Raw genomic sequence first — 17,637 nt, forward strand, 5'->3', positions numbered from 1 at the left:
TCCCGCATGGCACGCATCGTCCTCGTCCTGGCCGTGTTGCTGGGCTTCTTCTGGTGGCTGCGCCAGCGCGCCGAGGCGCGCCAGGCCGGCGAGCGCGACGCGCGCCCGCCCCGCCCTCAATCCCAACCGCAGCCCGCGCCGCAGGAGCCGATGGTGCAATGCGCGCGCTGCGCCGTGCACCTGCCGCGCGGCGAGGCCATCGCCTACCGCGGCCTGCACTATTGCCGGCGCGCGCATCTGCCGCCGGACAGCGACGCGGACAATCCCGCCGCATGAAGGGGGCCGCGCCACCGCCCGCGCCGTCGCGCCCGCCGGCCCGCTCCGGCGCCTGGGGCGCTGTCGCCGCGCTGTGGCGGCGGCCCGAGCCGCCTGAATTCCACTGGCGCCTGCTGCGCTATTTCTGCTGGGCGCGCCTGGCCGTGGCCGCGCTGCTGCTCGGCTACGCCTGGCTGCCGGCGCAGCGCGGCGAGACCGAGCGGCTGGCGCAGGCGCTCGGGCAGGCCCAGGCCGCGCTGCCGCTGGCGGTGCCCTATGCGCTGATGGCGCTCGCCATGACCGCCGCCGCGCTGTGGTGGCGGCGCGGCTTCCACCTGCGCGTGCACATGCAGGTGCTGGCCGACCTGCTGCTGCTGGGGCTGATCTTCCACGCCCACGGCTACCGCAGCGAAGGCATGGCCATGATCTTCCTGCTGCCGGCGCTGCAGGCCGGCGCGCTCACCAGCCTGCTGTTCGCGCTGTCCACCGCCGCGGTCTCGGCGCTGGTGGTGATGAGCAGCCCGTTCGCGCAGACCCTGCTGCTGCACCGGGCCGATGCCGGCCTGCTCGGCTCCGGGCTGTACGGCCTGGTGTTCATGATCGCGGCCTCGCTGATGTACCTGCTGGCCAACCGCCAGCTCGCGCAGGAGCGCCTGGCGCTGGCGCGCGAGCAGGAGCTGCGCCTGCAGCAGCTGGTCAACCGGCTGATGGTCAACGACATGCAGGACGGCGTCATGCTGCTGCGCGCCAACGGCGCCGTGGTGGCCGCCAACCCGGCCGCGGTGGTGCTGCTCGGCGTGCAGCCGGCCGAGCGCGGCAAGGCCGTCACCACGCCCGGCACCGGGCGCGACGCGCTGTTCGACCTGCGCCAGATCCCGCGACTGCAGCCGCTCATGGAGATGCTGCGCGACTGGGTGCGCAGCAAGGACGACGCGCCGCGCATCCTGCAGTTGCTGCCGTTGCCGTCGCGGCCGTCCTCGGGGCGCGGCCCGATCCTGCACACGCGCCTGCGCCTGCGCTTCCTGCTGCCGGGCCTGGCCAGCCTGCGCTCGACCTTCGCCTCGTCGCTGTCGGTGTCGCTGAGCGCGCAGCAGGCGATGGACACCGCCACCTGGAACGAGCTCACGCCCGAGGCGGCGGCGCGCCTGCGCCTGGCCATCGCCCAGAACGAGGCGATGGCCTGGCGGCCCGAGGACGAAGCCCTGCTGCGCAGCGAGATGCGCGACACCGTGCTGGTCCACATCGAAAGCTGGGAGCGCATCGCCGAGCAGGTGCAGCAGGAAAAGCTGGCGGCGATGGGCCGGCTGGTGGCCAGCGTGGCGCACCAGATCCGCAATCCGCTGGCGGCCATCAGCCAGGCCAGCGAGCTGCTGTCCGAGACCGGGCGCGGGCGCCCCGACGGCGACATCGACGCGCGCCTGCTGCGCATCATCCACGACAACGTGCAGCGGCTCGACCAGGTGGTGTCGGACGTGCTGCAGATGTCGCGCCGCCCGCGCACCGAGCGCACCGTGGTGGACCTGAACCAGGCGCTGCCCGAGATCGTCGACCGCTGGCGGCTGGAGATGCGCGCGCGCTCCGCCACCCACGACCCGATGGGCGCGAGCCGCATGCCGCGCCCGGCCGAGATCAACGCCAACGCGGTGCGGCTCACGGTGGACGTGGCGCGCCCGGTCATCTTCGACTCGTCGCAGCTGCAGCAGGTGCTGGGCAACCTGCTCGACAACGCATGGCGCTACTGCAGCCGCCTGCCCGGCGCGATCCGCCTGCTGGCCCACGCGCTGGACCAGCACCATGCCGAGCTGATCGTGTGGAACGACGGCGTGGAGGTCTCGCGCGAGCACCAGCGCACGCTGTTCGAGCCGTTCTTCACCAGCAACGCGCAGGGCACCGGCCTGGGCCTGTTCATGGCGCGCGAGCTGTGCGGCGCCAACGATGCCCAGGTGCGCTACGGCACCATCTCGCTCGACGCGCTGCTGGCGCGCACCGGCATGCTGGCCCCGGCGTCACGCGATACACTGCCGGCCAAGGCCTTCGTGCTGACCCTGCGCATCCATGCGCCGGACCAAGCCGGCGGCTGACCGCTTCCCGCCCGCCTCACCACCGCGCCAGACCCATGTCCCTCAAGACGCCAGGCCCAGATCCGATCCTCGTCATCGACGACGAGGCCGACCTGCGAGAACTGCTCGACATCTCGATCCGCCGCATGGGCCACGACGTGGTGCTGGCGGGCTCGCTGGCCGAGGCGCGCGCGCAGCTCGCGGCGCGCCGCTACAGCCTGGTGCTGACCGACATGCGCCTCGGCGACGGCCAGGGCATCGACATCGTGCGCCAGCTCTCGAGCGCGCCCGAGCGCGTGCCGGTGGCGGTGATCACCGCCTACGGCAGCGCCGACAACGCGGTCGAGGCGCTCAAGGCCGGCGCCTTCGACTACATCGCCAAGCCGGTCTCGCTGGACCAGCTGCGCAGCCTGATCCTCAACGCGCTGGGGCGCCAGCAGCGCGACCCGGCCGAGGGCGGCGACGGCAGCGAGGGCGGTGAGGGCGGTGAGGGCGGTGAGGGCGGCGCCGCGGCCGGCACCGCGGACCGCGCCGTCAACCTGCTGCCCGGGCATTCGGCGGCCATGCACGAGGTGCGCCGCTCGCTGTCGCGGCTGGCGCGCAGCATGGCGCCGATCGTCATCAGCGGCGAATCGGGCAGCGGCAAGGAGCGCGCGGCGCGCGCCATCCACGCCATCAGCACGCGCGCGTCGCACCCGTTCGTGGCGGTCAACTGCGGCGCCATCCCCGAGACGCTGATGGAGTCCGAGTTCTTCGGCTACGTCAAGGGCGCCTTCACCGGCGCCGACGCCGAGCGCGGCGGCTTCTTCCAGGCCGCCCACGGCGGCACGCTGCTGCTCGACGAGGTGGCCGACCTGCCGCTGGCCATGCAGGTCAAGCTGCTGCGCGTGCTGCAGGAGCGGCGCGTGCGCAAGATCGGCGCCAGCCGCGAGGAAAACGTCGACGTGCGCGTGCTGTGCGCCAGCCACAAGGACCTGGCCGCGATGGTGGCCGCCGGCCAGTTCCGCCAGGACCTGTTCTACCGGCTCAACGTGCTGGCGCTGCGCATGCCCACGCTGCGCGAGCGGCGCGAGGACCTGCCGGTGCTGGCCGGCGCCATCCTGGAGCACCTCGCGGTGCGCTACGGCGACCGCCATCCCAAGCGGCTGTCGACGGCGGCGCAGCAGCGCCTGGCGGAATACCCGTTCCCGGGCAACGTGCGCGAGCTGGAGAACCTGCTCGAGCGCGCCTACGCCTTCGCCGAGGGCGACGCCATCGAGGTGGACGACCTCGGCCCGCTGGAGCCCGGCGCGGCGCCGCCCGGCGGCGCCTACGCCGGCGCGCCCGCGGGCAGCCCGCCGCCGGCCGCCGCGCCCGGCGTCCCGTCGGACGCCCGCTACGCCGGCCGCGCCGAGGCGCCCGACGCACACGGCGGGTACGGTGAACCGGCGCCGGGCGACGCCGCCGGCGAGGCCGGCCGCGTCACCTTCCCGATCGACCTGCCCGGCCGCCTGGAAGCGCTCGAGCGCGACCTCATCCTGCAGGCCCTGCAGCAGACCGGCTTCAACCGCACCGCGGCGGCGCCGCTGCTGGGCCTGAGCTTCCGCCAGCTGCGCTACCGCATCCAGCAGCTGGGCATCCGCGAAGGCCGCGAGGATGCCGCCGACGACGCCGGCGGCGAGGGCCTGGATGCCGCCGCCCACGGAGGGCGCGATGCCTGAGCACGTCCACGGCGGCGCCGTGCCTTCCGCCCCGGCCGCCTTCCGCCCCGACCCCGCGGGCTGGGTGCCGGCCGCGCGCCGCGTGCCGTCGCCCAACTTCGACGCGCGCCCGGCCGGCCTGCCGGTGGACCTGGTGGTGATCCACAACATCAGCCTGCCGCCCGGCCAGTTCGGCAGCGGCGACATCGAGGCCTTCTTCCAGAACCGGCTCGACCCGTCGCGCCATCCGTTCTTCGCCACCATCCACGAGGTGCGTGTCTCGGCGCATTTCCTGGTGACGCGCACCGGCGAGCTGGTGCAGTTCGTGTCCTGCCTGGACCGCGCGTGGCACGCGGGGCAGTCCGAGTTCCTCGGCCGGCCGCGCTGCAACGACTTTTCCATCGGCATCGAGATCGAAGGCAGCGACGACCAGCCGTTCACGTTGGCGCAATACCACACCGCCGCGGCGCTGGTGCGTGCGCTGCTCGCCGCCTACCCGGTGCGCGCGCTGGCCGGGCACAGCGACATCGCTCCGGGGCGCAAGACCGATCCGGGCCCGCATTTCGACTGGGCGGCCTTCGCGGCGGCCGCCGGCCTGGCTTCCGGGATGCTGCCCTACCGCAAAGGGCGGCCCTGAGGCAAGCCCGCGCCGCGCGTTCTGGGGGGATCGAGCGGGCAAGGGAAAACCCTGATAAAGTCCGGCCCCTATCGAAGCGGCCCGGGCAATCGAAAAAATTTCTTTTCATGGTGCGGTAACGTACCGCCGGGCGGGATCCCTTGCGTCTCTTGGGCTGGCGGGTTTGGTGCGGGACCGCATGCCCCCGCCGCCACCGGCTCCGCTTCAAAAAGGCGCTTGTCAAGACTGGTCAAGCCGCTTCATTTCACTATACTTAGTCCAGTTTTTCGCATCGACCACTATATCTAGTGGTGCTTTTCGGGGAGCCAGCCTAGGTGTGCAGTTACCGCCGCGGCGCGACAGCGCGTAGCGTGCGGTCCGCCCGAGGACTGGCGCGTCACAAGAGTCCCAGCAGAATCCAGCAATGCAGTTCGCCCCGGCCGGTCAGGGCCGGGCGAGCCGTTCCATCTTGCGGTTTTTTGCTCGGGACTCTTTGTCACTCATAAAACACGGGTAAGAACAGGAGTTCCTCATGCAGACAGCCCAGAACGAATTTTCCACCGGCGCCGTCGCCGCCGGTGTCGCAGCCAACCCGCAGTCGAGCCCCGCTGCTGCCGGCGCTGGCAACTACCAGGACTACAAGATCATCCGCCGCAACGGCGCCGTGGTGGCGTTCGAGCCGAGCAAGATCTCGGTGGCCGTGACCAAGGCCTTCCTGGCCGTCAACGGCGGGCAGGGCGCCGCTTCCGCGCGCGTGCGCGAAGTGGTCGAGCTCGTCACCCAGAACGTGGTGCGCGCGCTGCTGCGCAGCCGCCCGAGCGGCGGCACCTTCCATATCGAGGACGTGCAGGACCACGTCGAGCTGGCGCTGATGCGCTCGGGCGAGCATGAAGTGGCCCGCTCCTACGTGCTGTACCGCGAGAAGCGCACCCAGGAACGCGCCCAGGCCAATGCCCAGGCGGTTGCCCGCGTGCAGGAAGGCGGCGCCACCTTCAACGTGAGCGACGGCGGCGTGGCCCGCGTGCTCGACGTGAGCTCGCTGCACGCGCTGATCGACAACGCCTGCTCGGGCCTCGGCGACGCCGTCAGCGCCGAGCCGATCCTCCGGGAAACGCTGAAGAACCTGTACGACGGCGTGCCCATGACGCAGGTCTACGACTCGGCCATCCTGGCCGCGCGTACCCTGATCGAGAAGGACCCGGCCTACAGCCAGGTCACCGCGCGCATCCTGCTGCACACCATCCGCAAGGAAATCCTGGGCACCGAAGTGACCCAGACCGAGATGGTGTCGCGCTACGCCGACTACTTCCCCAAGTTCATCGCGCGCGGCATCGAAGCCGAGCTGCTCGACGAAAAGCTGGCCACCTTCGACCTGGCCCGCCTGGGCGCCGCGCTGGACGCCCAGCGCGACTTCCAGTTCAACTACCTCGGCCTGCAGACCCTGTACGACCGCTATTTCCTGCACATCGACGAGACGCGCATCGAAATGCCGCAGGCCTTCTTCATGCGCGTGGCGATGGGCCTGGCGCTGGGCGAGAAGGACCGCGAAGGCCGCGCCATCGAGTTCTACCAGCTGCTGTCGTCGTTCGACTTCATGTCGTCCACGCCAACCCTGTTCAACGCGGGCACGCGCCGCTCGCAACTGTCGTCGTGCTACCTGACCACCGTGTCGGACGACCTCGAAGGCATCTACGAGGCGCTCAAGGAAAACGCGCTGCTGTCCAAGTTCGCCGGCGGCCTGGGCAACGACTGGACCAACGTGCGCGCGCTCGGCTCGCACATCAAGGGCACCAACGGCAAGTCGCAGGGCGTGGTGCCGTTCCTCAAGGTGGTCAACGACACCGCCGTGGCGGTCAACCAGGGCGGCAAGCGCAAGGGCGCGGTGTGCGCGTACCTGGAAACCTGGCACCTGGACATCGAGGAATTCCTCGAGCTGCGCAAGAACACCGGCGACGACCGCCGCCGCACCCACGACATGAACACGGCGAACTGGATTCCCGACCTGTTCATGAAGCGCGTGATGGAAAACGGCGAATGGACGCTGTTCTCGCCGGCCACCTGCCCGGACCTGCACGACAAGGTCGGCCGCGCCTTCGAGGCCGCCTACCTCGGCTACGAAGCCAAGGCCGCCAGCGGCGAGCTCAAGCTGTTCAAGAAGATCCCCGCCATGCAGCTGTGGCGCAAGATGCTGGGCATGCTGTTCGAGACCGGCCACCCGTGGATCACCTTCAAGGATCCGTGCAACATCCGCAGCCCGCAGCAGCACGTGGGCGTGGTGCACAGCTCCAACCTGTGCACGGAAATCACGCTCAACACCAACGAGAGCGAGATCGCCGTGTGCAACCTGGGTTCGGTGAACCTGGTGGCGCACCTGAAGCAGCAGGCCGACGGCACCCAGGTGCTCGACCACGCCAAGCTCGAGAAGACCATCCGCACCGCCATGCGCATGCTCGACAACGTGATCGACATCAACTACTACGCGGTCGACAAGGCCAAGAACTCCAACCTGCGCCACCGTCCGGTCGGCATGGGCATCATGGGCTTCCAGGACTGCCTGCACGTGCTGCGCCTGCCGTACGCCAGCGACGCGGCCGTCAAGTTCGCCGACACCTCGATGGAAGCGGTGTGCTACTACGCCTACCTGGCCTCGACCGAGCTGGCCGAGGAGCGCGGCCGCTACAGCAGCTATGACGGCTCGCTGTGGGACCGCGGCATCCTGCCGCAGGACTCGCTCAAGCTGCTGGCCGAGGAGCGCGGCGGCTACCTGGAAGTCGACATGTCCTCGTCGATGGACTGGACCGGCCTGCGCGCGCGCATCAAGCAGCACGGCATGCGCAACTCGAACTGCATCGCGATCGCCCCGACCGCGACCATCTCGAACATCATCGGCGTGTCGGCCTGCATCGAGCCGACCTTCCAGAACCTGTACGTGAAGTCCAACCTGTCGGGCGAGTTCACCGTGGTCAACGACTACCTGGTGCGCGACCTCAAGGCGCGCGGCCTGTGGGACGAGGTCATGGTCGCCGACCTGAAGTACTTCGACGGCTCGCTGTCGCGCATCGACCGCATCCCGCAGGACCTGCGCGACATCTACGCCACCGCGTTCGAAGTCGAGCCGAGCTGGCTGGTGGAAGCGGCCAGCCGCCGCCAGAAGTGGATCGACCAGGCCCAGTCGCTGAACATCTACATGGCCGGCGCCTCGGGCAAGAAGCTGGACGACACCTACAAGCAAGCCTGGCTGCGCGGCCTGAAGACCACGTACTACCTGCGCACGATGGCGGCCACGCACGTGGAGAAATCCACCGTGTCGCGCGGCTCGCTCAACGCCGTGTCGTCGGGCAGCGACGGCGGCCTGGCCGCCTCCGGCCTGGACCGCGCGGCGGCCTCGGCGCCGGCCATGCCGGAAGCCGAAGGCGCGGTCTGCACGATGCGCCCGGGCGACCCCGGCTTCGAAGAGTGCGAAGCCTGCCAGTAAGCTGAAAGCCGCCCCCGTAAGCCCAGAGTGGGCCGCGGGTGCGGCCCACTGAAGAATTTCACGGAGAACCACATCATGCTGAGCTGGGACGACGACGTTCAAGCCACTCCGCAGGCCGCACCGCAGCCTGCTCCCCAACCCGCTTCCCAACCCGCCCTGCAAGCCGGCCTCGGCGCCGACCAGCAAGGCGTGCTGCCGCCCGCCGCCACCCAGCCGGCCGGCGCGGGCATCCTCGGCAACCATGCGAACGCCGCCGCCGTGCAGAGCGACCGCCGCGTCAACGTGGCCGACAAGCGCGTGATCAACGGCTCGACCGACGTCAACCAGCTGGTGCCGTTCAAGTACAAGTGGGCCTGGGAAAAATACCTGGCCGGCTGCGCCAACCACTGGATGCCGCAGGAAATCAACATGTCGCGCGACATCGCGCTGTGGAAGGACCCGAACGGCCTGACCGAGGACGAGCGCCGCATCATCAAGCGCAACCTCGGCTTCTTCGTCACCGCCGACTCGCTGGCCGCCAACAACATCGTGCTGGGCACCTACCGCCAGATCACCGCGCCGGAATGCCGCCAGTACCTGCTGCGCCAGGCCTTCGAGGAAGCGATCCACACGCACGCCTACCAGTACATCGTGGAGTCGCTCGGCCTCAACGAAGCCGAGATCTTCAATGCGTACCACGAGGTGCAGTCGATCCGCGACAAGGACGAGTTCCTGATCCCGTTCATCGACACGCTGACCGATCCGTCGTTCAAGACCGGCACGCCCGAGAACGACCAGAAGCTGCTCAAGTCGCTGATCGTGTTCGCCTGCATCATGGAAGGCCTGTTCTTCTACGTCGGCTTCACGCAGATCCTGGCGATGGGCCGCCAGAACAAGATGACCGGCGCCGCCGAGCAGTACCAGTACATCCTGCGCGACGAGTCGCTGCACTGCAATTTCGGCATCGACCTGATCAACCAGATCAAGCTCGAGAACCCGCACCTGTGGACCGCCGAGTTCAAGGCCGAGCTCACCGAACTGTTCAAGAAGGCCGTGGACCTGGAATACCGCTACGCCGAGGACACCATGCCGCGCGGCGTGCTGGGCCTGAACGCGCCGATGTTCAAGGGCTACCTGCGCTTCATCTGCAACCGCCGCTGCCAGCAGATCGGCCTGGAGCAGATGTTCCCGAACGAGGAAAACCCGTTCCCGTGGATGAGCGAGATGATCGACCTGAAGAAGGAACGCAACTTCTTCGAGACGCGCGTGATCGAGTACCAGACCGGCGGTGCGCTGAGCTGGGACTGAGGCGCTGCCGGGCCGTCGCCCGGCAACTGCCGACAAGCCCCGCATGCCTGTGGCATGCGGGGCTTTTTTTGTCCGCGCCGGCCGCGCGCGGCCGTCAGCCGCCGATCTGCCGCAGCGCCTTCTCGATGGCCTCGGCGCCGTCCGGGCGCACCAGCCGCGCCACTTCCGCGCCGTCGCGCAGGAACACCAGCGTGGGCCACAGCCTGACGCGGAACGAGCGCCCCAGCGGCCGGCCGCTGCCGTCCTCGACCTTGACGTGGCGCACGCCGGGGTAGGCCTGCAGCGCGCGCGCCAGGTGCGGCTGGGCGCGCAGGCAGTAGCCGCACCAGGGCGCGCCGAACTCGATCAGCGCGGGGCCGCGGAGGGCGTCGATCTCGGCGCGCGCGGGCTCGTGCGCGGCATATTGCTCGGTCATCGTCATGCTGGCGTCTCCTGGCCGGTGGTAGCGGCAAGCTTAGCCGATGGCGCTCAGGCCTGTGCCGGCGGCGCGGCGAGCGCGGGCTCCGCCTTGCCGAACCGCACCGTCGCCAGCAGCGACGCCGCCACGATCAGCCCGCCGCCGGCCCAGGCCGTGGCGGAAATCCGCTCGCCCAGCCAGAGGCTGGCGAACAGCGCGCCGAAGGCCGGCTCGCTGCCCATCAGCAGCGCCACGCGCGTGGGGCTGCTGCGCCGGATGGCGTAGTTCTGCGCGAAGAAGGCGAACAGCGTGCAGGCCAGCACCAGGTAGATCACGCTGCCCCAGAACGCGCCGTGGCCGGCCAGCGCGGGCAGCGGCTGCCACTGCGCCGGCATCAGCGCCAGCGCCACCGCGGCGCTGCCGCCGGCCACCACGCCGGACTGCACCGCGGTCACCGTCAGCGCCGGCAGCGGCGCGGCGCGCATGACGCGCTTGGTCGCGCAGACGATCAGCGCGCGCAGCGCCGCGGCGGCCAGGATCAGCGCGTCGCCGGGATTGAAGGCGAGCGCGCCGTCGCCGGCCAGCAGCCAGGCGCCCGCCAGCGAGAGCGCCACCGCGGCCCATTCGAGGCGCGCCGGGCGGCGCTTGAGCAGCAGCCATTCCACCAGCGGCGTGAGCACCACGCACAGGCTGATGAGGAAGGCCGCGTTGGCCGCGCGCGTGAGCAGCACGCCGAAGGTCTCGCACAGGAAGATGCCGAGCAGCAGCACGCCGGTGCCGAGCACGCCGCGCAGGGCGGCGCGGTCGGCGTGGCGCAGCGCGGCCAGCGCCGGGCTGAGCAGCACGAAGGTGATGCCGAAGCGCAGGGCCAGCAGCCCCAGCACCGGGTAGAAGGCCAGCGCGCCCTTGACCACGCCGTAGCTGCTGCCCCACACGATGGCGACGGCGAGCAGCATGAGGTCGGACAGCATCAGCAGGCGTCTGGAGGAGGTCGGGGTGGGCATGGTCGGTTCCGGGATGGCGGGGAGGGCGGAAGAGACATTGTCCGGTTTTGCGCAGGCGCTGATAATCGGGTCTGTGTGCACAGCTTTCATGTCGCCGATGCACAGATCCGGGCGCTACCCGCCCGCCACCGCCGCCGCGCCGGAGTGCCGATGAACCCGACCGATTTCCTTGCCCTGCTGCCCGACATGGCGGTGTTCGCGCGCGTGGTGGACGCCGGCAATTTCTCGCTCGCCGCGCGCCAGCTGGGCAGCACGCCGTCGACGGTGAGCCGCCAGATCAAGCGGCTGGAGGAGGCGCTGGCCACGCGCCTGCTGGAGCGCTCCACGCGCAAGCTGCGCATGACGGAGTCGGGCGCGCAGGTGTACCGCCATTGCCGCGACATGGTGAGCGCGGCCTCCGGCGCCGTGGATGCCGCCGGCCAGCTGGCGGCGCGGCCGCAGGGCACGGTCAGCGTGAGCGCGCCAACCGCGTTCGCCAAGACGGTGATCCACCCGCTCGTGCCGGGCTTCCTGCGCGCGCACGACGGCATCGACCTGCGGCTGGTGTTCACCGACCACGAGGTCGATCCGCTCGAGCACGACCTCGACCTGGTGATCCGGCTGACCGGGCAGCCGCCGCCCGGGCTGGCGGGGCGGCGGCTCGGCGCGGTGCGCTGGGTGCTGTGCGCGTCGCCGGCCTACCTGCGCGCGCGCGGCACGCCCGCGCATCCGCGCGAGCTGGCGCGGCACGACTGCCTTTATCTCGGCGAGACCGCCGACGACAACCGCTGGCGCCTGCGCCGCGACGGGCAGGTCCATGCGGTGGAGGTGAGGGGGCGCTATATCGCCAACCATGCCGGCGCGCGGCTGGAGGCCGCCCAGCAGGACCTGGGCATCGCCGCGCTGCCGGAGTTCGCCGCCGCCGGGGCGCTGCGCGACGGCACGCTGGTGCGCGTGCTGGCCGACTGGGAGTTGCAGGCGCGCGCCTACGTCGGGCCGGTGTGGCTGCTGTATCCGCCCAACCGCTTCCTGCCGCCCAAGGTGCGCGTGCTGATCGACTACCTGGCCGCGCACCTCGGCCCTGTGTGAGCCGCGGCGGGCTCAGGCTGCCTTGCGCTCGGCCGCCTCGCCCGCCTTGCGCTCGCCGCCGAGCGCCGCGGTCAGGTCGGCCAGCAGGCCGGCCAGCTCGCCCGCCATCATGGCGAAGTCGCCGTCGAAGCGCTCGTCCTCGTCGCGCGCGCCCGGATCGGCCTGCTCCTTGATGACGTCCAGCGGGGCCACGCGCTTGACCGCCAGCGATTCGGTCAGCACGAAGGAGACGCGGTCGTTCCAGGTCATCGCCAGGCGCGTGCAGCGCTTGCCGGCGGCGATGTGGCGGCGCAGGTCCTCGGGGTCGAGCGGGTGGCGCACGTAGCGCACGGTGGCCTTGCTCTCGGCGCTGGACTGCAGCTCGATCTCCTGGTCCACGGTGAAGCCGGCCGGCGCCGTGTCGCTGGACAGCCACTCGGTCATGGCGGCCACCGGCGACAGGTTGACCTGCAGCGTTTCCAGCGGTAGCGGGTCGATCGACTTGAACAGCAGGCTGCGCACTTCGTCGGCCTTGGCCGGGGCGGCGGCGTCGATGGCCAGCCAGCCGTTGACCGGGTCGATCCACACGCGCGTGTCGCGGCGGATGCTGAAGGCGCGCGGCAGCAGTTCCTCGGTGACTTGTTCCTTGAGCTCGCGCATCTGCTTGCGGCCGGGCTTGAAGCCCTGCTGCTCCTCGATCTCGGCGGCGCGCGCCTTGGTGACCTGGTTGACCACGGTGGTGGGCAGGAGCTTCTTCTCGGTGCGCAGGGTCAGCAGCATCTGCTTGCCGACCAGGTGGACCAGCGCGCCGTTTTCACGCGGCGAGGCCCAGCCCTGGGTCTGCATTTCCAGGCTGGTGCCCGGGAAGAAGGCGTGGCGCGCGAGGCCGGCCTCGATTTCGTCGGCGGCAAGGGTCCACGGCGCGGACAGGCGGTGCAACTGGAGGTTCTTGAACCACATGGGAATTCGGCCAAAGGGACCGATTCTAGCCGGTTAGCGTGACCGATGCGGTAACAATGCGTGAAGCGCCCGCGCGGGACGCCGCGGGGCAACGCGGAAGCGGCGCGCAGGAAAGCAAAGGGGCCGGGCTGCCCTGTGGCAGCCCGGCCCCGTCCGCGCCGCTGGCTCAGATGTCGAGCTTGCTGATCTTCGAGCCTTCCAGCGACAGGCCCGCCATCAGGCCGGCGTTGGTCACGACGAAGCCGACGATCGGCTGCTGGGCGGTGTTGGTGTCGATGGTGCCGTTGGCGCCGATGGTGGCCAGCGCCACGGTGGCGTCGCCGCCCACGGTCCAGCCGCTGCTGTTGACGAACTTGTCGAGCGCGTCCTGGGTCATGAACATCAGGATGATGGCCTTGGACTGCGCGCCGATCTGCCAGCCCACCGAACCCGAGATGATGCGGTAGTAGCCGCGCGTGGCGCCGCCCGTGCGCAGCGCGCCGTCGCCGTACTCGCCGCCGATCACGAAGCCGGCCGACAGCGTGTTGGGGAACACCAGGATGCCGCGCGCGCGGTTGGCGAGCTGGCGCGAGCTGCCCGCCGTGGCGTACAGCTTGTTGAGGGCGCCATCCACGCCGCCATCGATCTCGCGGCGCTTGGCCGCCTTGTCGGTGGGCGCGCTCGGCGTGGTGGTGCAGGCGCCCAGCAAGCCCGAAGAAGCCACTATCAGTCCTGCCCCAGCCGTCAGAAACGATCTGCGTTCCATACTCACTCTCCTGATTGTTTTACCTCACACTGCGTCCATACCCCGGAGCGAACCGCGCACTCCCCGTGCTCAAGGATAGGCGTAATCGGCACTTGTAGAAATGTGAATCGCGCACGAACATGCGGCGTTGGCTTTTCCCGGCGTGCCGTCCAAACCTCTGCGTTTCTGGAGAAATATACAAGGCAAGCGGCGCAAGCGGTGTAGGACGAAACTGCAATTTGCGGCGGGACCGTCCTACAACGCGGCGGCGGTGTGCGGCAGTTTGCGGCCCGTTCGCCGCCTGCCCGCTATCCATCCGCCGCCTGTCCGCGCGGGCAGGAACCCCGCGGCGCCGCGCCGGTCCATGAAGCATGAAATCCGTTCTCGCCCTCATCCCCGTCACCCTGCTGGCCGCCGCCTGCGCTTCGCGCCCGCCCGCAGCCGATCCCCAGGCCCAGGAGCAGGCCAATGCGCAGTGGCAGTCACTGCGCGCGGACTACACCAACTGCGCGCGGGAACAGGCCGACGCCGGCCTGCCCGGCCGCGGCTCGCCGCAGGACCTGGCCGGCGCCGCGCTCAAGGCGTGCCAGTCCAGGCTCGACGCCATGCGCGGCGCGTTCCGCGACTACCTCGATGCGCAGATGGTGTCCTCGCACGGCCACGACAGCGCGCGCCAGGCCGCCGACCGCCTCTCCCGCGACACCGAGGCCAAGACCCGCACCTACCTGGTCCGCTATGTCGAGCGGGAGCGCTACAACGCCGGCCTGCGCTAGCCGCGGCCGGCGCGCCGCCGCTGTGGTGTAATGCGCGGGCATGCCTTCCTCACTCCATTGCGGCCATTGCGGCCATTGCCGATGACTCTCTCTCCCGAACGCCTCCAGCTTGCCCACGAGCGCTTCCTCGCCGACAACCCGGAGGTGGTGTCGCTGCTCAAGGCCATCACCGAGCGCCACGCGCGCGCGGCCGGCATGAGCGTGGAGGCCTTCCAGCGCGAAGAGCTCGAGCGCGCCATCGGCCGCGAGGCGCGGCAGCGGCGCATGACCGCCGCCGAGCTGCTGCTGGTCTACCTGGGCGAGCGCGCGGCGCCGGCGCCGCGCCGCTGAGCCGCCGCCGGCGCCTGTCCGGCATCACCACTCGCCAGCGACACGTTAGCCTTGGTCCACCGCCTTCAGGTCGCCGGCGCCAGCGGGCGCAGCTCGCCGAGCATGGTCGGCACCAGCTCGGACACCGTGGGATGGACATGCACGGCGCGCTGCAGCACGGTGTAGGGCGCGCGCGCGTACATGGTGTCGAGCACGCCGTGGATGACCTCGTCGCCACCCACGCCCAGCACCGCCGCGCCCAGGATCTCGCGGCTGTCGGCATCGACCAGGATCTTCATGAAGCCCTGCGTCTCGCCTTTCTCCACGGCGCGGGCCACGCGCGTCATCGGGCGCATGCCCACCAGCACGCGGCGGCCGGACGCGCGCGCCTGCTGCTCGGTCATGCCGGCGCGGCCCAGCGGCGGGTCGGTGTAGAGCGCGTAGCACGCAATGCGCTCGCCCACGGTGCGCGGCGCCGCGCCGGGCGCCGCGTCCAGCAGGTTGGCGGCGACGATCTCGAAGTCGTTGTAGGCGGTATGGGTGAAGGCGCCGCGCCCGTTGCAGTCGCCCAGCGCCCAGATGCCCGGCACGCTGGTGCGCAACTGGTCGTCCACCTCGATGTAGCCGTGCGCGTCGGTGGCCACGCCGGCGCGCTCCAGGCCCAGGTCGTCGGTGTTGGGGCGGCGGCCCACGGCCAGCAGCACGTGGGAGCCCACCACCTCCGGCGCGCCGTCCGCGCAGGCCATTGTCACCGCCACCTGCTCGCCGCGCCGCGCCAGCGCGATGCATTCGGCGTCCAGGCGCAGGCCGATGCCCTCGGCGGCGAGGATGCCGCGCACCGCCTCCGACACGTCCGCGTCCTCGCGCGGGATCAGGCGCGGGCCGCGCTCCACGATGGTGACTTCGCTGCCGAAACGGCGGAACATCTGGCCGAACTCCAGCCCGATATAGCTGCCGCCCACCACCAGCAGGTGCGCGGGCAGTTCGTCCAGCCGCATCATGCCGGTGTTGGTGAGGTAGTCCACCTGGTCCAGCCCCGGCATCGGCGGGGCCGAGGCGCGCCCGCCCACGTTGATGAAGATCTGCCCCGCGCGCAGCACGGCTTCGCCCACGCGCACGGTGTCGGGACCCTCGAAGCGCGCGTGGCCGAGATGGACGGCGACGTTTTCCAGGCCGCGCATCCAGGCCTCCACGCCGTGGCTGGAGCGGGCGACGATGCCGTCCTTGCGCGCCTTGACGCGCGCCATGTCGACCGTGACCGGGCCGCCCACGGCCACGCCGAAATCGGCGCCGCGCCGCGCCAGGTGGGCGGCATATGCGCTGGCCACCATCGCCTTGGTCGGGGTGCAGCCGTCGTTGACGCAGGTGCCGCCGAAGGCCCGGCGCTCGATCACGGCCACCTTGCGCCCGGCCGCGGCCAGGCGCGCGGCGAGCGAGGGGCCGGCCTGGCCGGAGCCGATGATGATGGCGTCGTAGTCGATGGGCATGGCGGCCTCCTTGGCTGGCGCGAAGGCGGCGCGGGCCGCCGCGCCGGGGATCAGAGCATTTCCAGCGGGCGCGGGCCGCGCGGCGGCGGGAAGGCGGCGTCGAGCTCGGCCAGCTGCACCGGCGAGAGCCGCCGCACCAGCGCGCCGTGGTTCTCGCGCAGGCGCTCGCGGTGGCTGGTCTTGGGGATGGCGATGACGTCGTCGCGCGCCAGCAGCCAGGCCAGCGCGGCCTGGGCCGGGCTCATGCCGTGCTGCTCGGCGAAGCGGGCCAGGCGCGGGTTGCGCAGCAGCGCCGCCTGCTCGACCGGCGAGTAGGCCATCAGCGGCACGTGGTGGCGCCGCAGCCAGGGCAGCAGGTCCCACTCGATGCCGCGCCGCGTGAGGTTGTAGAGCAGCTGGTTGACCGCCGTCTGCTCGCCGCCGGGCACGCGCCACAGCGCTTCCATGTCGCCGAGGTCGAGGTTGCTGACGCCGAAATGGCGGATCTTGCCGGCCTGCCGCAGCGCCTGGAAGGCGGCCACGGTCTCCGCCAGTGGCACGCCGCCGCGCCAGTGCAGCAGGTAGAGGTCGATGCGGTCGGTGCCGAGCCGGCGCAGGCTGCGCTCGCAGGCCGCCACCGCGTCCTTGCGGCCGGCGTTGTGCGGATAGACCTTGCTGACCAGGAAGACCTCGTCGCGGCGCCCGGCGATGGCCTCGCCGACCAGCGCTTCCGAGCGGCCTTCGCCATACATCTCGGCGGTGTCGATCAGGCGCAGGCCGAGGTCCAGCCCGAGCCGCAGGGTAGCGAGCTCCTCCGCGCGCGCGGCCGGCTTCTCGCCCATGTTCCAGGTGCCCATGCCCAGCGCGGGAACGGTTTCGCCGCCGGGCAGATTCACGGTTTTCATGCGGTGTCTCGGGTCGTGTGTGACGGTCGGTGGACAGCGGTCGGCGGCGCCGGCGACAGGGCAGGCAGGCACGCGCCGCCGCCCGGCCTACCCACCCACACTAGCCAAGGACGGCGCGATGCACAAGGCGCGCCGTTCGGGCCTGGCCGGGTCAACCGGGCTCAACCGTGATGGTAGCGGTATTCCTGGGTCAGGCCGCCGTAGCCGTAGGTGGCCGCGCGCGCGTCGATCACGTGGATGTACGAGACCGGATGCACATTGCCGACCAGCTCGGCCAGGACCTCGAACGCCTCGCGCAGGAATTGCGCCTTCTCCGCCTTGGTGTTGGTCTCGTCGGTCACGCTGATGTCGAGGTGGAAGGCGTTGCGCCCCTGCTCCGACAGCGGCGCGCCGCCGATGATCCAGGCGTCGTGGTCCACGTACTGCACGGCCACGGCGATCACCTCGGGTTTCTTGCCGAGCGCGCGGCGGGTGACGTCGGCCACGGCGGCGGCGGCGCGGCGGGTGAGGGCGGCATCGGGCTTGCCGGAGATCTGCAGGTTGATGTGGGGCATGGCTGGCTCCTTGGGTCTGGGAGGCGGCCCCGGGACGGGGCTGCCGGAGATGCCAGTCTAGGGTTTGGCGTGCCATCGGAAAAACGGGAATTTGCGATACCATCCATCGTCAATACCGAAATATGC

16 protein-coding genes are annotated in these 17,637 nt (G+C 70.8%); 9 read left to right on the forward strand and 7 right to left on the reverse strand.

Features of this window, described 5'->3' with window-relative positions; genetic code table 11:
- Positions 1 to 6: 6 nt before the first annotated feature.
- The 6 genes from AC3WXD_RS29480 (at position 7) to AC3WXD_RS29505 (ending at position 9,372) form a co-directional block, all read left to right on the forward strand.
- Positions 7 to 276, forward strand: coding sequence for a PP0621 family protein (locus AC3WXD_RS29480; protein WP_020205805.1), 270 nt, complete (start codon positions 7 to 9; stop codon positions 274 to 276).
- A complete protein-coding gene (locus AC3WXD_RS29485) occupies positions 273 to 2,336 on the forward strand; it encodes a sensor histidine kinase (RefSeq protein ID WP_059413490.1) in 2,064 nt (687 codons plus the stop codon). Before AC3WXD_RS29480 ends, AC3WXD_RS29485 begins: the two co-directional genes overlap by 4 nt.
- Positions 2,337 to 2,371: 35 nt before the next feature.
- Complete coding sequence (locus AC3WXD_RS29490; protein ID WP_492325228.1) at positions 2,372 to 4,015, forward strand: sigma-54-dependent transcriptional regulator; 1,644 nt, start codon at positions 2,372 to 2,374, stop codon at positions 4,013 to 4,015.
- Complete coding sequence (gene ampD / locus AC3WXD_RS29495) at positions 4,008 to 4,631, forward strand: 1,6-anhydro-N-acetylmuramyl-L-alanine amidase AmpD (protein WP_454732224.1); 624 nt, start codon at positions 4,008 to 4,010, stop codon at positions 4,629 to 4,631. Before AC3WXD_RS29490 ends, ampD begins: the two co-directional genes overlap by 8 nt.
- A 511-nt stretch (positions 4,632 to 5,142) precedes the next feature.
- Entirely contained in the window at positions 5,143 to 8,085 is a 2,943-nt protein-coding gene (locus tag AC3WXD_RS29500; protein ID WP_454732223.1) for a ribonucleoside-diphosphate reductase subunit alpha, read from the forward strand.
- A gap of 75 nt (positions 8,086 to 8,160) precedes the next feature.
- On the forward strand, positions 8,161 to 9,372 hold the full coding sequence (locus AC3WXD_RS29505) for a ribonucleotide-diphosphate reductase subunit beta (protein ID WP_029043871.1): 1,212 nt from the start codon (positions 8,161 to 8,163) through the stop codon (positions 9,370 to 9,372).
- Positions 9,373 to 9,466: 94 nt separating this feature from the next.
- Here AC3WXD_RS29505 and AC3WXD_RS29510 read toward each other — a convergent pair whose 3' ends face one another.
- Complete coding sequence (locus tag AC3WXD_RS29510; protein ID WP_492325229.1) at positions 9,467 to 9,793, reverse strand: thioredoxin family protein; 327 nt, start codon at positions 9,791 to 9,793, stop codon at positions 9,467 to 9,469.
- 47 nt (positions 9,794 to 9,840) lie between these two features.
- Positions 9,841 to 10,773 (reverse strand): DMT family transporter, encoded by a 933-nt coding sequence (locus AC3WXD_RS29515; RefSeq protein WP_020204269.1) that lies wholly within the window; start codon positions 10,771 to 10,773, stop codon positions 9,841 to 9,843.
- Positions 10,774 to 10,923: 150 nt separating this feature from the next.
- Here AC3WXD_RS29515 and AC3WXD_RS29520 point away from each other — a divergent pair, with 150 nt between their 5' ends.
- Positions 10,924 to 11,841: a LysR family transcriptional regulator gene (locus AC3WXD_RS29520; RefSeq protein ID WP_492325230.1), complete on the forward strand. Its 918-nt coding sequence runs from the start codon at positions 10,924 to 10,926 to the stop codon at positions 11,839 to 11,841.
- A 12-nt stretch (positions 11,842 to 11,853) separates the two neighbouring features.
- On the opposite strand, the gene AC3WXD_RS29525 is transcribed toward AC3WXD_RS29520, so the two are convergent.
- Both AC3WXD_RS29525 and AC3WXD_RS29530 read right to left on the reverse strand, forming a co-directional pair.
- Positions 11,854 to 12,780: a recombination-associated protein RdgC gene (locus AC3WXD_RS29525; protein WP_492325231.1), complete on the reverse strand. Its 927-nt coding sequence runs from the start codon at positions 12,778 to 12,780 to the stop codon at positions 11,854 to 11,856.
- A gap of 166 nt (positions 12,781 to 12,946) precedes the next feature.
- Positions 12,947 to 13,525: a BPSL1445 family SYLF domain-containing lipoprotein gene (locus AC3WXD_RS29530; protein WP_029043872.1), complete on the reverse strand. Its 579-nt coding sequence runs from the start codon at positions 13,523 to 13,525 to the stop codon at positions 12,947 to 12,949.
- A 350-nt stretch (positions 13,526 to 13,875) separates the two neighbouring features.
- Between AC3WXD_RS29530 and AC3WXD_RS29535 the strand changes: the two genes are divergently transcribed.
- Together AC3WXD_RS29535 and AC3WXD_RS29540 are read left to right on the forward strand one after the other, a co-directional pair.
- Positions 13,876 to 14,277 carry a hypothetical protein gene (locus tag AC3WXD_RS29535; protein ID WP_020204273.1) on the forward strand — a complete coding sequence of 134 codons (402 nt, stop codon included), beginning with the start codon at positions 13,876 to 13,878 and terminating at the stop codon, positions 14,275 to 14,277.
- An 81-nt stretch (positions 14,278 to 14,358) separates the two neighbouring features.
- Entirely contained in the window at positions 14,359 to 14,607 is a 249-nt protein-coding gene (locus tag AC3WXD_RS29540; protein ID WP_492325232.1) for a DUF6388 family protein, read from the forward strand.
- Positions 14,608 to 14,672: 65 nt separating this feature from the next.
- Here AC3WXD_RS29540 and AC3WXD_RS29545 read toward each other — a convergent pair whose 3' ends face one another.
- From AC3WXD_RS29545 to AC3WXD_RS29555, 3 genes are all read right to left on the reverse strand, one after another.
- Positions 14,673 to 16,073 carry an FAD-containing oxidoreductase gene (locus AC3WXD_RS29545; RefSeq protein ID WP_492325233.1) on the reverse strand — a complete coding sequence of 467 codons (1,401 nt, stop codon included), beginning with the start codon at positions 16,071 to 16,073 and terminating at the stop codon, positions 14,673 to 14,675.
- 50 nt (positions 16,074 to 16,123) lie between these two features.
- Positions 16,124 to 16,957: an aldo/keto reductase gene (locus AC3WXD_RS29550; protein ID WP_492325234.1), complete on the reverse strand. Its 834-nt coding sequence runs from the start codon at positions 16,955 to 16,957 to the stop codon at positions 16,124 to 16,126.
- Between the two features lie 161 nt (positions 16,958 to 17,118).
- Positions 17,119 to 17,511, reverse strand: coding sequence for a tautomerase family protein (locus AC3WXD_RS29555; protein ID WP_492325235.1), 393 nt, complete (start codon positions 17,509 to 17,511; stop codon positions 17,119 to 17,121).
- Positions 17,512 to 17,637: the final 126 nt, after the last annotated feature.

The sequence above is a fragment of the Cupriavidus sp. FW216-B1 genome (genome assembly GCF_058789195.1).

Excerpts from the sequence above, each read along its gene's own strand:
- AC3WXD_RS29515 (WP_020204269.1), bottom strand. The coding sequence starts at position 10,773 with ATGCCCACCCCGACCTCCTCCAGACGCCTGCTGATGCTGTCCGACCTC.
- AC3WXD_RS29535 (WP_020204273.1), top strand. The coding sequence starts at position 13,876 with ATGAAATCCGTTCTCGCCCTCATCCCCGTCACCCTGCTGGCCGCCGCC.
- AC3WXD_RS29485 (WP_059413490.1), top strand. The coding sequence starts at position 273 with ATGAAGGGGGCCGCGCCACCGCCCGCGCCGTCGCGCCCGCCGGCCCGC.
- AC3WXD_RS29550 (WP_492325234.1), bottom strand. The coding sequence starts at position 16,957 with ATGAAAACCGTGAATCTGCCCGGCGGCGAAACCGTTCCCGCGCTGGGC.
- AC3WXD_RS29520 (WP_492325230.1), top strand. The coding sequence starts at position 10,924 with ATGAACCCGACCGATTTCCTTGCCCTGCTGCCCGACATGGCGGTGTTC.
- ampD (WP_454732224.1), top strand. The coding sequence starts at position 4,008 with ATGCCTGAGCACGTCCACGGCGGCGCCGTGCCTTCCGCCCCGGCCGCC.
- AC3WXD_RS29545 (WP_492325233.1), bottom strand. The coding sequence starts at position 16,073 with ATGCCCATCGACTACGACGCCATCATCATCGGCTCCGGCCAGGCCGGC.
- AC3WXD_RS29510 (WP_492325229.1), bottom strand. The coding sequence starts at position 9,793 with ATGACGATGACCGAGCAATATGCCGCGCACGAGCCCGCGCGCGCCGAG.
- AC3WXD_RS29555 (WP_492325235.1), bottom strand. The coding sequence starts at position 17,511 with ATGCCCCACATCAACCTGCAGATCTCCGGCAAGCCCGATGCCGCCCTC.
- AC3WXD_RS29530 (WP_029043872.1), bottom strand. The coding sequence starts at position 13,525 with ATGGAACGCAGATCGTTTCTGACGGCTGGGGCAGGACTGATAGTGGCT.
- AC3WXD_RS29540 (WP_492325232.1), top strand. The coding sequence starts at position 14,359 with ATGACTCTCTCTCCCGAACGCCTCCAGCTTGCCCACGAGCGCTTCCTC.
- AC3WXD_RS29500 (WP_454732223.1), top strand. The coding sequence starts at position 5,143 with ATGCAGACAGCCCAGAACGAATTTTCCACCGGCGCCGTCGCCGCCGGT.
- AC3WXD_RS29505 (WP_029043871.1), top strand. The coding sequence starts at position 8,161 with ATGCTGAGCTGGGACGACGACGTTCAAGCCACTCCGCAGGCCGCACCG.
- AC3WXD_RS29525 (WP_492325231.1), bottom strand. The coding sequence starts at position 12,780 with ATGTGGTTCAAGAACCTCCAGTTGCACCGCCTGTCCGCGCCGTGGACC.
- AC3WXD_RS29480 (WP_020205805.1), top strand. The coding sequence starts at position 7 with ATGGCACGCATCGTCCTCGTCCTGGCCGTGTTGCTGGGCTTCTTCTGG.
- AC3WXD_RS29490 (WP_492325228.1), top strand. The coding sequence starts at position 2,372 with ATGTCCCTCAAGACGCCAGGCCCAGATCCGATCCTCGTCATCGACGAC.